Annotated in this window: 13 protein-coding genes; 4 read left to right on the plus strand and 9 right to left on the minus strand. The window is 71.2% G+C overall.

The genetic code is table 11. The features are described from left to right. The first annotated feature begins 137 nt into the window (after nt 1–137). Both ASC56_RS08110 and ASC56_RS08115 read left to right on the plus strand, forming a co-directional pair. On the plus strand, nt 138–584 hold the full coding sequence (locus ASC56_RS08110) for a hypothetical protein (protein WP_055490543.1): 447 nt from the start codon (nt 138–140) through the stop codon (nt 582–584). Nucleotides 585–639: 55 nt separating this feature from the next. Continuing rightward, complete coding sequence (locus tag ASC56_RS08115) at nt 640–1,371, plus strand: nucleotidyltransferase family protein (RefSeq protein WP_055490544.1); 732 nt, start codon at nt 640–642, stop codon at nt 1,369–1,371. Nucleotides 1,372–1,482: 111 nt separating this feature from the next. On the opposite strand, the gene ASC56_RS08120 is transcribed toward ASC56_RS08115, so the two are convergent. The 7 genes from ASC56_RS08120 to ASC56_RS08150 all read right to left on the minus strand — a co-directional run bounded on the left by ASC56_RS08120 (nt 1,483) and on the right by ASC56_RS08150 (nt 8,574). Next, the gene (locus ASC56_RS08120) at nt 1,483–3,315 is read right to left on the minus strand and encodes a DoxX family protein (protein ID WP_079102362.1); all 1,833 of its coding nucleotides are present in this window, start codon (nt 3,313–3,315) and stop codon (nt 1,483–1,485) included. Nucleotides 3,316–3,456: 141 nt separating this feature from the next. Further along, on the minus strand, nt 3,457–4,395 hold the full coding sequence (rlmB, locus tag ASC56_RS08125) for a 23S rRNA (guanosine(2251)-2'-O)-methyltransferase RlmB (protein WP_055490546.1): 939 nt from the start codon (nt 4,393–4,395) through the stop codon (nt 3,457–3,459). 96 nt (nt 4,396–4,491) lie between these two features. Further along, a complete protein-coding gene (cysS, locus tag ASC56_RS08130; protein WP_055490547.1) occupies nt 4,492–5,892 on the minus strand; it encodes a cysteine--tRNA ligase in 1,401 nt (466 codons plus the stop codon). A 132-nt stretch (nt 5,893–6,024) separates the two neighbouring features. Then, nucleotides 6,025–6,432 (minus strand): PPOX class F420-dependent oxidoreductase, encoded by a 408-nt coding sequence (locus ASC56_RS08135; protein ID WP_055490548.1) that lies wholly within the window; start codon nt 6,430–6,432, stop codon nt 6,025–6,027. Between the two features lie 56 nt (nt 6,433–6,488). After that, nucleotides 6,489–6,983, minus strand: coding sequence for a 2-C-methyl-D-erythritol 2,4-cyclodiphosphate synthase (gene ispF / locus ASC56_RS08140; protein WP_055490549.1), 495 nt, complete (start codon nt 6,981–6,983; stop codon nt 6,489–6,491). Further along, on the minus strand, nt 6,973–7,725 hold the full coding sequence (gene ispD, locus ASC56_RS08145; RefSeq protein ID WP_055490550.1) for a 2-C-methyl-D-erythritol 4-phosphate cytidylyltransferase: 753 nt from the start codon (nt 7,723–7,725) through the stop codon (nt 6,973–6,975). Before ispD ends, ispF begins: the two co-directional genes overlap by 11 nt. A gap of 366 nt (nt 7,726–8,091) precedes the next feature. Further along, nucleotides 8,092–8,574: a CarD family transcriptional regulator gene (locus tag ASC56_RS08150; RefSeq protein WP_003953493.1), complete on the minus strand. Its 483-nt coding sequence runs from the start codon at nt 8,572–8,574 to the stop codon at nt 8,092–8,094. Between the two features lie 631 nt (nt 8,575–9,205). On the opposite strand from ASC56_RS08150, the gene ASC56_RS08155 reads away from it, so the two are divergent. Continuing rightward, nucleotides 9,206–9,901, plus strand: a complete 696-nt coding sequence (locus ASC56_RS08155) for a hypothetical protein (RefSeq protein ID WP_055490551.1) — start codon at nt 9,206–9,208, stop codon at nt 9,899–9,901. Between the two features lie 378 nt (nt 9,902–10,279). On the opposite strand, the gene ASC56_RS08160 is transcribed toward ASC56_RS08155, so the two are convergent. Together ASC56_RS08160 and ASC56_RS08165 are read right to left on the minus strand one after the other, a co-directional pair. Beyond that, nucleotides 10,280–10,960: a response regulator transcription factor gene (locus ASC56_RS08160; RefSeq protein ID WP_009340348.1), complete on the minus strand. Its 681-nt coding sequence runs from the start codon at nt 10,958–10,960 to the stop codon at nt 10,280–10,282. Further along, entirely contained in the window at nt 10,957–12,225 is a 1,269-nt protein-coding gene (locus tag ASC56_RS08165) for a cell wall metabolism sensor histidine kinase WalK (RefSeq protein WP_055490552.1), read from the minus strand. The genes ASC56_RS08160 and ASC56_RS08165 overlap by 4 nt, the downstream gene beginning before the upstream one ends. A gap of 242 nt (nt 12,226–12,467) precedes the next feature. Here ASC56_RS08165 and phoU point away from each other — a divergent pair, with 242 nt between their 5' ends. Beyond that, a complete protein-coding gene (phoU, locus tag ASC56_RS08170) occupies nt 12,468–13,157 on the plus strand; it encodes a phosphate signaling complex protein PhoU (protein WP_055490553.1) in 690 nt (229 codons plus the stop codon). Nucleotides 13,158–13,248: the final 91 nt, after the last annotated feature.

The raw sequence follows: 13,248 nt of genomic DNA on the forward strand, positions 1-13,248 counted from the left end.
CGCTGTCGACAAATACCCCGGCAAACGGGACATCTCCCTCGGCCGCGTCAACCCCTACCCCGAAATCTCCGATTCCTCATCCCCCGAACCGGTGACTAAATGTCGCCAAATCACTACCGCACGCTACTCTCACTCGCGTGAAGCACTCCACTACCCCACGGACACACCGCGGCCCCGGCCCCGCCCGCCGGGTCGGCCGTACCCTCGCCCTCGTCCTGCCCGTCGTCCTGGTGCTGTCCGGGACCCTCGCGGTCACCCGCGTCAACTGGTCAGGGGGCTCTTCGACCTCGGTTCTCGCCGCCTCCTCCGAAGACGTCTCCACGCGCGCCTCCTCCCGCGCCCCGCAGGACGTGCTGCGCGACAGACTCCTGCTGGAGCTCCAGGAGAAGAACCCGGGCGTCGCGCTCACCCACCTCCAGCAGGCCGTCAACGGCCGCCCGTCGCTGGCGAAGCACTGCGTGTCCATCGCCCGCGCCCTGGGCCGCGCCGCGGTCCGCGTGTACGGCCCCGCGCGCGCCCAGTCCTACGCCCGCCCGGTCTGCGACACGTCCTTCGCCTCGGGCGTGGCGACGCAGAACGGCTGATGACGGTCCGCCTGCCGCCCGGAGCGACGGACGGGGCGCGACGTACAGTTCGGTCATGACCGATCCGAACGCCGCCTCGCGCCCCGTTCAAGCCGTCATCCTGGCCGGGGGCCAGGGATCACGGTTGCGTCCGTACACCGACGACCGCCCCAAGCCGATGGTGGAGATCCCGGGCACCGGAACGCCGATCATCGGACACCAGTTCTCCTGGCTCGCCGAAGAAGGTGTCACGGACGTCGTGATCTCCTGCGGCCACCTCGCCGAGGTCCTGCAGAAGTGGCTGGACTCCACCGACCTGCCCGTCCGGGTCACGACCGTCGTCGAGACGGAACCGCTCGGCCGCGGCGGCGGCCTGCGCTACGCCGCCGAGCACCTGCCCCACCCCGACGAGCCGTGGTACGCGACGAACGGCGACATCTGGACCCGGTTCTCGCTGCGCGACATGGCGGACTTCCACACCGAGCGTGACGCGGTCGCCACGCTCGCGCTGGCGCGCCCGCGGATCCCCTGGGGCGCCGTCAAGACGGACGGTTTCGGCCGCGTCACCGACTTCATCGAGGCCCCGCCGTCGACGTTCGAGATCAACGCGGGCGTCTACGTCTTCTCGGCCGACTTCGCCAGGATGCTTCCCGAGCGCGGCGACCACGAACGCACGACGTTTCCCCGTCTGGCCCGGGAGCGCCGTCTGGCCGGCTTCCCGATCCCCCAGGGCGCGTACTGGCGGGCCATCGACACGGCGAAGGACCTCACCGAGGCCGCGAAGGAACTCGCCGCGCTGGGGCGTTGAGGGCTCCGCCCGAGCGCGGGTCCACGACCGGCTCAGGTCCTCCTCGCACATCCCGCGGGAAGGGGCCCCGCACACGGCGTGTGCGGGGCCCCTTCCCAGGTCCGTCCGGAGTCACCCCAGCAGTCCGCCCACCAGGTGGTCCGAACCCCCGGAGCTGCTTCCTCCGCCGCTGCCGCTCGACCCGCCCGTCGGGCCACCCGTGCCACTGCCGCCGGAGGACGACGGGCCCGCGCTCGTGCTCGGGGCCTGCTGCGCCGGCCCCGAATGCCGCGACGGGGCCTGGCCCACCATGCCCTGGGTCTGGCTCGGCCGGCCGCCCGTGACAGTGCCCGTGGCGCCGACCGCGCCCGGCGTCGTGGCGGCGCTCGACGGCGATGACGTCGTGCCCCGCGTCGTCGGGGACTGCGAGGACGGGGGGCTCGCCCGGTGCTGCAGCTTCCCCGGCGTCCCGGGCAGCGGCGAACCCGGCAGTTCGTTGCGCGGTGCCTCGCCGGGACCGGGTACGACCACGCGGCCCGTGTCCCGTACCGCCCCGCCGAGCAGCGATCCGACCAGCAGTGTCAGCCCGGTCACCAGCGCCGTCACCAGCGCCCCGCGGCGCAGTACGTACCGCCGCAGCTTCCAGATGTCCGACCGGGGTCCGAGCCGGCGCCACGCGCTGCTCGCGAGACGGCCGTCCACTGAGTACACCGGTGCCCCGGCGATGACCAGCGGCGACCAGGCGGCGAGATAGATGATGTCGGGCGCGTCGTACGCGGGAACCGTCCGCCAGCTCACGGTGACGATCAGCGCGGCGGACAGCGCCGCCCCGACCGCGGCCGCGACACGCTGCCACAGGCCGATGACCGTGAGCACGCCGACGATCACCTGCAGGAAGGCGACGACCAGACCGGTGCCGACGGGGTGCTGGAGGGCGAACTGCCGCAGTGGCTCGGCGACTTGCCAGGGGTGCAGCGTGTTGAGCCAGGTGACCATGGAGCCCCGCTCGCCGCCGTCGAAGTAGACGGGGTCGCAGAGCTTGCCCATGCCGGCGTAGACGGAGATGGAGCCGAGGAAGACACGCAGCGGCAGCAGCACCACGCCGAGGTTCATACGGCGGCCGGGATAGTAGGCGTGCCGCACGTGCTCGCCACCGTGCCGCCTGGTCCGCGGCGTCGGCGTCCGCGCCCCGGTATCGAGCTCCGCGTCCCGGTACAGGTATTGGCTGTAGGCGGAGTCGCCGTAGCCGGAGTCGCTGTGGCCGGAGTCGCCGTAAGGGGAGTCGCCGTAAGGGGGCTTGCGGTAGGCGGACTCGTCGTACGTGGTGGCGCCGGGGACCGATCCGGCGGGTCCCTGGTAGCCGGATCCGCCATGGAAGGGTCCGCCATAGGTGTGTTCGTCGTGGGCGGGCTCGTCGTACGCGGTGCCCGCGCTCCGCATGTGCGGCAGCAGCCGGGTCTGCCCGTAGTGGTGGCCGCGTTGGCCGCCGACGAGCGGGGTCTGCACGGTGGGTGCGGACAGGTCGTCCCCGTAGCCGCCGGGCCCGGACAGGTCCTCGACGCCGATGCGGGGCATGACCTGAGTGGCGCCCGCGTCGGCGGCCGACTCCTCGCCGTGGCGCACGCTGGAGTTGCGCACCGCCTGCAGCAGCCGGTGCGCCCCGGTGTCGTCGGGCGCCGACCTTCCGCTCCAGACGACGGGCCGACGGCGTCCACCGGCGTCACCGGACGCGCTCGCCATGCCCGCCGCCCCGACGGAGGGCATGCGCGCGACGTCCTGGGATGCGACCTGCGGGGACTGGGCGCGCCGCACCGACGCACCCAACTGCACGCGGAAGCTCGCGTGATTGACGATGACCTGCGCCGGGTCGCTCGGCACCTTCACCATGCTCAGCGCGGGAGTGTCGTCGAAGCCCGACGATCGGTCACCCGTCGGTGTGCGGCGTGTTCTGGTCTCCACACTCATCTAACCGAGTGACGTGTGGTTAGGACACTGCTTTGACCGCGTGGATCTGTCCGGACTCCGTCAAGCTCGTCCTGAACGGCCGGATTACCCCGTACGGGTGAACGAGGCGAACGTCCGTTCAGGCGCTCGGGGCCGTGGGCGTCACACGCGCCTGCGGGCCGCCTCGTACAGCACGATCCCCGCCGCCACACCGGCGTTGAGCGACTCGGCGCCGCCCGGCATCGGAATCCGCACCCGGACGTCGCACGTCTCGCCGACCAGCCGCGAGAGCCCCTTGCCCTCGCTGCCGACGACGATGACGACCGGCCCCTCCAGTGCCTCCAGCTCGCCGAGGTCGGCCTCCCCGTCGGCGGCCAGCCCCACGACCGTGATCCCCGCCTTCTTGTACGCCTCCAGGGCGCGCGTCAGATTGGTGGCGCGCGCCACGGGCGTACGGGCGGCCGTACCGGCGGACGTCTTCCACGCACCGGCGGTCATTCCGGCCGCGCGCCGCTCGGGCACGACGACCCCGTGCCCGCCGAAGGCGGAGACGGACCGCACGACGGCACCCAGGTTGCGCGGGTCGGTCACCCCGTCCAGGGCGACGATCAGCGGGTCCTCGCCCTCGTCGTAGGCGGCGTCGGCGAGGTCCTCCGGGTGGGCGTACTCGTACGGCGGCACCTGGAGGACGAGACCCTGGTGGTTCAGCCCGTTGGTCATCCGGTCCAGTTCGGGACGCGGGGCCTCCATGAGGTTGATGCCACCGCGCTCGGCCGCGAGCTGCAGCGCCTCGCGCACACGCTCGTCGTTGTCGATGAACTGCTGGACGTAGAGCGTGGAGGCGGGCACGCCCTCGCGGAGCGCCTCGACGACCGGGTTGCGCCCGACGACCAGTTCGGAGGACCCCTTTCCGCCCGGACGACGCTGGGGGCGCGCGGGCGAGCGGCGCGCCTTCGCCTGCGCGGCACGCTGCTTGGCATGCCCCTTGCGCATCTCGGCGGGCGGAGTCGGGCCCTTGCCTTCCAGGCCCCGGCGCCGCTGGCCGCCGCTGCCGACCTGCGCGCCCTTCTTGCCGGACATGCGGCGGTTGTTCGCGGCCATGACCTACCTGTCTGTTGAAACCTTCGTACGTACGTCTATGCAGTGTGCCGCCCGGAGGGCCGGGCGGCACAATCGATCATCGGATCGGTGAGCGGCTCAGCGCGGGCCGAGCGCCCAGCGTGGGCCCTGGGGGCTGTCCTCGATGACGAGCCCGGACTGGTTGAGCTGGTCGCGGATGGCGTCCGCGGTGGCCCAGTCCTTGCGGGCGCGAGCCGCCTCCCGCTGCTGGAGCACCATGCCGACGAGGGTGTCGACCACGCCGTGCAGGTCCTCGCCGCGATCGCCCTCGCCGGCCCAGTGGGCGTCGAGCGGGTCGAGGCCGAGGACACCGAGCATGGCCCGCACCTCGGCGAGCCGGGCCACGGCGGCTTCCTTGTCGTCGGCGGCCAGCGCGCTGTTGCCCTGCCGGACGGTGGTGTGCACGACGGCGAGCGCCTGCGGTACGCCCAGGTCGTCGTCCATCGCCTCGGCGAAGGCGGGCGGCACCTCGGCGGCGGGCTCCACCGCTCCGCCCGCCTTCTCCACGACGCGCTGCATGAAGCCCTCGATGCGCGCGAACGCGGACTCGGCCTCGCGCAGGGAGTCCTCGCTGTACTCGATCATCGAGCGGTAGTGCGGGGTGCCGAGGTAGTAGCGCAGCACGATGGGCCGCCACCGCTTGACCATCTCGCTCACCAGCACGGAGTTGCCGAGCGACTTCGACATCTTCTCGCCGGCCATGGTGACCCAGGCGTTGTGCACCCAGTACTGGGCGAAATCGTCGCCGAAGGCCTTGGCCTGGGCGATCTCGTTCTCGTGGTGCGGGAAGATCAGGTCCAGCCCGCCGCCGTGGATGTCGAAGGCGCTGCCCAGATACTTGTGGGCCATGGCCGAGCACTCCAGATGCCAGCCGGGGCGCCCGCGGCCCCACGGCGTCTCCCAGGAGGGCTCGCCCGGCTTGGCGGCCTTCCACAGGGCGAAGTCGCGCGAGTCCCGCTTGCCGGTCTCGCCCTCGCCCTCGGGCTGGCGCAGGTTCTCCAGCTCCTGGTTGGACAGCTGGAGGTAGCCGGGGAAGGACCGCACGTCGAAGTACACGTTCCCCTCGGCCTCGTACGCGTGCCCGCGCTCGATGAGCGTGCGCATCATCTCGACCATCTCGGTCACGTGGCCCGTGGCCCGTGGCTCGTACGTGGGCGGCAGGCAGCCGAGGACGTCGTACCCCTCGTTGAAGGCGCGCTCGTTCTCGTACCCGATCGCCCACCAAGGGCGGCCCTGGTCGGCCGACTTGGCGATGATCTTGTCGTCGATGTCCGTCACGTTGCGGATGAACGTGACGTCGTAGCCGCGGTACTCGAACCAGCGCCGCATGATGTCGAAGTTGAGGCCCGAGCGGATGTGGCCGATGTGCGGTGCGGCCTGCACGGTGGCGCCACACAGGTAGATCGAGACACAACCCGGCTTGAGCGGGGTGAAGTCACGGATCTGCCGGGCGCTGGTGTCGTACAGGCGAATAGTCACGTGTCCAGGGTAGTGGCCCGGGAAGAGTGCCTCACTCCCCTTCGGCCCACGGCCACGCATTCGTGACACGCGGCGGGCGCCGCCGACGGTCCGGCCGAAGCAGCCGCCGCCCCCGGGCCGACGGACACCGCCTCAGAGGCTGCCGACCACCTTCCGCGGAATGATCCGCACCACCACCCGCTCCGCGTCCTGCCCCGACGCCGGGTTGAACTCGGCGTACTTCTTGCCGGTGTACTTCAGCGACAGTTCGTCGATGAGCTGCGGGCCGCCCTCGGTCGTCAGCTCCGCGGTGCCCCGGATCTCCGCGTACTCGTACGGCGAATCGGGGTCGTGGACCTCGACGCTCACCCGGGGGTCGCGGTCCAGGTTCTTCTTCTTCTGCCGGTCGACGGTCGTGGAGAAGAGGACGTGATCACCCTCTCGCTTGACCCACACCGGCGAGAGCTGCGGGCTGCCGTCGGGCATGATCGTCCCGACGACGACGAAGACGGGGCGGTCGAGCAGGGCCTTGAGCCGGTCGGACAGTACGGCGGCGGGCATGGGGCTACCTCCGGGACCTGGGTCACTGGTCACTCTCCGGGTACCCTCGCACGCTCTCAGCTCACGCGCACCACGAGCGCCGTCGCGATCGCCATCAGGCCCTCGTCCCGGCCCGGGAACCCCAGGCCGTCCGTCGTCGCGCCGGACACCGAGACCGGTGCCCCCGCCGCCTCGGAGAGGATCTTCTGTGCCTCCGCACGGCGCTTGCCGATCTTCGGACGCGAGCCCACGACCTGGACCGCGATGTTCCCGATCCGGAATCCCGCCGCGCGCACGATCCGCGCGGCCTCCGTCAGCAGCGTGACGCCCGACGCGCCCGACCACTCGGGGCGTCCCGTGCCGAAGTGCTGCCCCAGGTCACCCAGCCCGGCCGCCGAGAACAGCGCGTTGCACGCGGCGTGCGCGACCACGTCCGCGTCCGAGTGACCCGCGAGACCGGGACCCTCGCCCTCCCACTTCAGGCCCGCGCACCACAGCTCCCGCCCCTCCTCGAAGGCGTGGATGTCGGTCCCGATGCCCACCTGGGGCAACAGCGGCGCCTCAGAAGCCATCGGTCAGCCTCCTGCGCGCCAGGACCGCCTCCGCGAGCACCAGGTCCAGGGGCCGCGTGACCTTGAAGGCCTCCTCGTGGCCGGGGACCACCACGACCGGCAGCCCGAGCTGCTCGACCATGCTCGCGTCGTCCGTGACGTTGTCCGTGACCGTCTCGTGGGCCCGGATCAGCGTCGCCCGGTCGAAGCCCTGCGGGGTCTGCACCGCGCGCAGCCGTGCACGGTCGGGCGTGGCGACGACCGCCTCCGGCCGGCCGGGCGTACCGGCCGGCTCGACCTCCTTGACCGTGTCCGCGAGCGGCAGCGCCGGTACGACGGCCGGTGCGCCCTCCCGTACCGCCTCGATCACCGCGTCCACCGTGTCCACGGGAACGAGGGGGCGGGCCGCGTCATGGACGAGCACGATCTCGTACTCGGGCGGCAGCGCGTCGAGGCCCAGCTTCACGGACTCCTGGCGCGAGTCCCCGCCGGGCACCACGAGGAAGTCCGTTCGCTCGGGCAGCGCATGCGCGTCGAGCAGCGACTTGACCTCGCCGGCCCCGTCGGGCGGTGCCACGACGACCACGAGGGAGACGGCGCGGGACGCGGCCATCGCGCGCACCGCGTGGACGAGCATGGGCGTGCCGCCCAGCGCGCGCAGCGCTTTGGGGGCGCCCGGACCGAGGCGTACGCCCCGTCCGGCGGCCGGAATCACGGCTGCCGTGCGAACTCCGGAGGGTGAAGGGCGCGAATCGTCAGACATCGGTTCCTGTCAGGTTTGTGTGCTCGGCCGGGATGGGTATGGCCTGGGGGTGCCTCCAGCTCACGCCAAGGCGGGAGCTCGGGGCAGTGCCGGGCACGAGCCTCGACCGGACCCTTCCGTGACTTCCGGTCGAGCCGTCTGCCCGGGCCCGGCACGCCAAGTATCGGGGGTCTCCCCCGGCGTACGGCAGCCGAGTAGTGCACTCCACTTCTCGGCAGGGCTTCACATCCGGCGTCCGGGTACGAACATGCCGCAGCGCCCGGCGACAGCTACTGCGTCATCGGGCACCGCGGCATTGCATGGGTGCTGTGCGCCGGTCCGCCCGCGGCGCTTCCGGGCCGGGAAGCGCGCGGACCGGAATGGGCTTCAGGACGCGAGGACCTCGTCAAGCAGAGCCTCGGCCTTGTCCTCGTTCGTGTTCTCCGCGAGGGCGAGCTCGCTGACCAGGATCTGCCGCGCCTTGGCGAGCATCCGCTTCTCACCAGCGGACAGTCCGCGCTCACGCTCACGACGCCACAGGTCACGGACGACTTCCGCGACCTTGATGACATCGCCGGAGGCCAGCTTCTCCAGGTTTGCCTTGTACCGACGCGACCAGTTCGTGGGCTCCTCGGCGTACGGCGCGCGCAGCACCTCGAAGACCCGGTCCAGCCCGTCCTGACCGACCACATCACGCACGCCGACGAACTCCGCATTGTCCGCTGGCACACGCACCGTCAGGTCGCCCTGGGCGACCTTCAGCACCAAGTAGGTCTTGTCCACGCCTTTGATCTGGCGAGTTTCGATGGCCTCGATCAGCGCGGCCCCGTGATGGGGATAGACCACGGTGTCGCCAACCTTGAACGTCATGTGACAGGTACCCCTTCCGTGGCTATCCAGGGTAACACGGAAACCGCGTCTTCTGAATGGCGTTTTCGCAGGTCAGGGCATATCTCGGGGCTTGACAACCGCGACAGGAACGTGCTGCGAGGGGGGAGCGGAACAGGGTATTCGCAGGTCGGAGCCGCTCTACGGGCGGGGTGAAACGCGAACGTCACCCACCTTGAGGACCTCCGACCAGGCCTGAATCATCCCCATTTGTCCGGCTCCAAGCGCTCGACTTCCGCTACTCCGTTCGGTGCCTGGAGTCCGGTACGAGACGAATCCGGAATTGATCAAGACGCCCGGCGATCCCCGACTGTTCTCCCGATGATCGATTTTCGGTACCGCCATGCATTCCTTGCGGGAAATCCCCAAGGGGCTCGGGACGCTTATGTGAATTCTGGACTACGACGAGGTCAAAGAGGCTGATGAGGCCCACGGGAACTGTGCGACGCAGGCGCCCCGGGTGGACCCTGGCGACGGCCTACGGAGGGGTAGGGGCGGGTCGGGTGCGGGGGCCTGGGAACGGCTCGGTAACCTAAGGCCGCTGACAGACACTTAGGGCGGCTTTATCAGGGAGTCGCCCTGCTCCGCCCACGTTCAAGGAGTTGCCGCCGCCGTGAGCAGCAGCCTTCGACGCGGCGCCCTCGCCGCCGCCGCCATCGCGTTCTCGATCGCCTCGCTCGCCGCGTGCGGCGCCGGCAACAACAGCCAGACGCTTGAGGTCAAGCCGGACAACGCGGCGACCAGCGTCGGTGACATCAAGATCCAGAACGCGCTGATCATCACCCAGCCCAACCCGAAGTCCACCGGCCCGGCCGTGGTCTCGGTGACCATCTTCAACACCGGTCGCACCCCCCAGACGCTGGACTCGATCAGCGTCGAGGGCGACGGCACCGCGCAGATCTCCCCCGCGAAGGGCACGGGGAAGGTGACGATCCCGGCAGGCGGCTCCGTCGTGCTCGGCGGCAAGGGCAACCCCGCCGCCACGCTGAACAACCCCGGCGTCGCGGTCCAGGACGGCAACGCCCAGAAGACCACCTTCACCTTCAGCAAGACCGGTGACGTCACCCTGCGGGCGTACGTCGTCCCGGCCGAGAGCTACTTCTCCATGTGGGGACCGAGCAACATCCCGTCGCCGTCCGCCTCCGGGTCGCCGGCCGCCTCCGGGTCACCCTCCGTGTCCGGTTCGCCGTCCGCGTCGTCGAGCGCCGGCGCCCACGGCGGCGCCCATGCTGGCACGAAGCCGTCGAAGCCGGCGAAGTCGGCGTCGGGCACGGCGACGGCGACCGCGTCGGGCTCCGCCGGGCACTGAGGCCGGGCGGCGGCCGCCTCCGAGGCCGCCGGGTGGGGGCGGTTCGGCACCGCCCCACTCCGCCGTCGCGGTCGCGCACCGCGACGGCGAACGCGTGAGGGGCCGTGCGGCCCGAAGGCCCATGTGTCCGCGCGACCTGATGCACAGAGGGGCCGGCCGCCCACGGAGAGACCGCACGCGACGGTTCGTGCGCGTGGCCGTACGCCGAGAGGCCACACCGGACGGGCCATGTGCACTCGATCGGCCGTGCCCCCGTGCTCCGGTCGGCCCGCCCCCGTACGCACGAAGGGCGGTACCCCTCCAGGGGTGCCGCCCTTCGTCGTGCTGTACGCGCGCGTGGGGGCCGTCCGGCTCGTACGCGCGCGTGGGGGGTTCGGCTTACGGCTCGAACTTGTAGCCGAGGCCGCGGACCGTCACCAGGTAGCGCGGGGCACCCGGGTCCGGCTCGATCTTGGCGCGCAGGCGCTTGACGTGGACGTCCAGGGTCTTGGTGTCCCCCACGTAGTCGGCGCCCCAGACGCGGTCGATGAGCTGCATACGGGTCAGGACGCGGCCCGCGTTGCGCAGCAGCATCTCCAGGAGGTCGAACTCCTTCAGCGGCAGGTCGACCTTCGAGCCGGAGACCGTGACCACGTGACGGTCGACGTCCATGCGCACCGGCCCCGCCTCCAGCGCGGCCGGCGTCACCTCCTCGGGCTCGCCGCGGCGGCGCAGGACGGCCCGGATACGGGCGACCAGCTCACGGGAGGAGAACGGCTTGGTGACGTAGTCGTCGGCCCCTATCTCCAGCCCGACCACCTTGTCGATCTCGCTGTCCTTGGCGGTGACCATGATCACCGGGACGTTGGAGCGGCCGCGCAGCTGGCGGCAGACCTCCGTGCCGGGCAGACCGGGCAGCATCAGGTCGAGCAGCACGAGATCGGCGCCGTTGCGCTCGAACTCGTCGAGACCGTCGGGCCCGGTGGTCGCGATGGCGACCTCGAAGCCCTCCTTGCGGAGCATGTAGGACAGGGCGTCGGAGAAGGACTCCTCGTCCTCGACGACGAGCACTCGGGTCACGGAAGGACCTCCGGGGCGGGAAGCGGTTCGTACGGGGATGAGACGGTGGTCGTTCCGTCGGGCCGGCCGTCCTCTTCATCGAGGCCGGACGGGTGGTCGGTCGCGCGGTCGCGGGCCGCACCCGCCTCCGGCAGCCGCAGGGTGAAAGTGGAGCCCTGTCCCTCCGAGCTCCACACCGTGACCTCCCCGCCGTGCGAGGCGGCCACATGCTTGACGATCGCGAGCCCCAGGCCCGTACCGCCCGTGGCACGGGAGCGGGCTGGGTCGACGCGGTAGAAGCGCTCGAAGATGCGCTCCTTGTCCTTCTCGGAGATGCCGATGCCCTGGTCGGTCACGGCGATCTCGATCAGGTCCCCGCCCGGCACGGACACCCTGCGGGCGGCGATGCCGACGCGCGTGCGGGCGGGCGAGTAGTTGACGGCGTTCTCGACCAGGTTACCGAGGGCGGCGGCCAGCTGGCCGCGGTTGCCCCAGACATGCAGGTCGGCGGTGCCGCCGGCGGCCATGGTGATCTGCTTGGTGCCGGCCTGGTGGCGGCAGCGGTCGACGGCCTCGGCGACGAGTTCGTCGACACGCACGGGCTCGGCGTCCTCGAGGGGGTCGTCGTTCTGCACCCGCGACAGGTCGATGAGCTCCTGCACGAGGTTCGTCAGCCGGGTCGCCTCGATCTGCATCCGGCCCGCGAAGCGCTCCACGGCCTCGGGGTCGTCGGAGGCGTCCATCACGGCCTCCGAGAGCAGCGACAGGGCGCCCACCGGGGTCTTCAGCTCATGGCTGACGTTCGCCACGAAGTCGCGGCGCACCGCCTCTATCCGGCGCGCCTCGGTGAGGTCCTCGACGAGCAGCAGCACCAGCCGGGAGCCGAGGGGCGCCACGCGCGCGGAGACGGCGAGGGCCTCTCCGCGCCCGGTGCCGCGACGCGGCAGGTCCAGTTCGACCTGACGTATCTCGCCGTCCCGCCGGGTGTCGCGCGCCATCTGGAGCATCGGCTCGACGGCGAGCTTGCCACCGCGCACGAGCCCGAGGGCGTAGGCGGCGGAGCTGGCCTTGACGACGGCGTCGGCCTCGTCGAGCACGACGGCCGAGGACCGCAGCACGGACAGCACCGTGTCCACGCCGGGCGGCAGCACGGGGTCGGTGTGCAGGGAGGTGCGCGTAGGGCGTTTCTGGTCGCGCTCGCTCCAGCGGAACGCCAGCATGGCGATGACGCCGGTGAGCACTCCGGCGATCGCTGCCGCTGCGGCGACCGCCGCGTTCACGTCCATGCACCCAGGTTAGGCACGTCCTGTCCCCCGCCCACAGCCATCGGAGTGCGACCTCGAACACTCGTCGCCCAGAGTTCACCTTGGAGCCAGTATTGGTTCATTTGGGATGTCGGAAACGGTCGCGTACGGGCCGGAACGTGGGAGCGTGGGGCGCGGAGGGCGCCGTGTCCGCCGTGTTCGCCATGGTGACGACGGGCCCCGGCCCCCGGCCGCCGAAGCAGACGTAAGAGAGGGACACCCTGATGCGGGACGCGTACCACGAGGAACTTGACTCGATCGGCGAGGGCCTGGTCGACATGGCCCGGCTCGTCGGGTCGGCGATCGGGCGCGCCACGACGGCGATCCTCGACACCGACCTGAAGCTGGCGGAGTCCGTGATCGAGGCCGACAAGAAGGTCGACGACCTCCAGCACGACCTGGAGGCGCGCGCGATCGCCCTCCTCGCCCGTCAGCAGCCGGTGGCGACCGACCTGCGTATCGTCGTCACCTCGCTGCGGATGAGCGCCGACCTGGAGCGGTCCGGCGACCTGGCCCAGCACGTCGCGAAGCTGGCCCGGCTGCGTTTCCCCGAGCGCGCCGTCCCGCACGACCTGCACGCGACCATCCTGGAGATGGGCCAGCTCGCCCAGCGCCTGATGGCGAAGGCGGCCGAGGTGATCGTCACGAAGGACGTCGACCTGGCGCTGCAGCTGGAGCAGGACGACGACGAGATGGACCTCCTGCACCGCACGCTCTTCCAGCACCTGATCGACGACCGCTGGAAGCACGGCATCGAGACGGCCGTGGACGTCACCCTGCTGGGCCGTTACTACGAGCGCTACGCCGACCACGCGGTGGCGGTCGCGAAGCGAGTGGTCTACCTGGTGACCGGCGAGCACGCGGACGATTTCCAGCAGGACATCCAGCCGGCGACGGGCGTCGAGGGCGCCTGACCAGGGTCCCCGGGGGCCAGCGGCCCGAAGGAGCCCGACCGGGGCGTGCGCAAGCACCAGTGCGCCGTTGATGCGCCCGTCACCGTGGGCA

The organism is Streptomyces sp. TP-A0356, assembly GCF_001417775.1.
In the GTDB taxonomy this organism is placed as follows: domain Bacteria; phylum Actinomycetota; class Actinomycetes; order Streptomycetales; family Streptomycetaceae; genus Streptomyces.

Coding starts and splice junctions, on each gene's coding strand:
- ASC56_RS08120 (WP_079102362.1), bottom strand. CDS start 3,315: ATGAGTGTGGAGACCAGAACACGCCGCACACCGACGGGTGACCGATCG.
- ASC56_RS08115 (WP_055490544.1), top strand. CDS start 640: ATGACCGATCCGAACGCCGCCTCGCGCCCCGTTCAAGCCGTCATCCTG.
- phoU (WP_055490553.1), top strand. CDS start 12,468: ATGCGGGACGCGTACCACGAGGAACTTGACTCGATCGGCGAGGGCCTG.
- ASC56_RS08135 (WP_055490548.1), bottom strand. CDS start 6,432: ATGCCCGCCGCCGTACTGTCCGACCGGCTCAAGGCCCTGCTCGACCGC.
- rlmB (WP_055490546.1), bottom strand. CDS start 4,395: ATGGCCGCGAACAACCGCCGCATGTCCGGCAAGAAGGGCGCGCAGGTC.
- ASC56_RS08165 (WP_055490552.1), bottom strand. CDS start 12,225: ATGGACGTGAACGCGGCGGTCGCCGCAGCGGCAGCGATCGCCGGAGTG.
- ispD (WP_055490550.1), bottom strand. CDS start 7,725: ATGTCTGACGATTCGCGCCCTTCACCCTCCGGAGTTCGCACGGCAGCC.
- ASC56_RS08150 (WP_003953493.1), bottom strand. CDS start 8,574: ATGACGTTCAAGGTTGGCGACACCGTGGTCTATCCCCATCACGGGGCC.
- ispF (WP_055490549.1), bottom strand. CDS start 6,983: ATGGCTTCTGAGGCGCCGCTGTTGCCCCAGGTGGGCATCGGGACCGAC.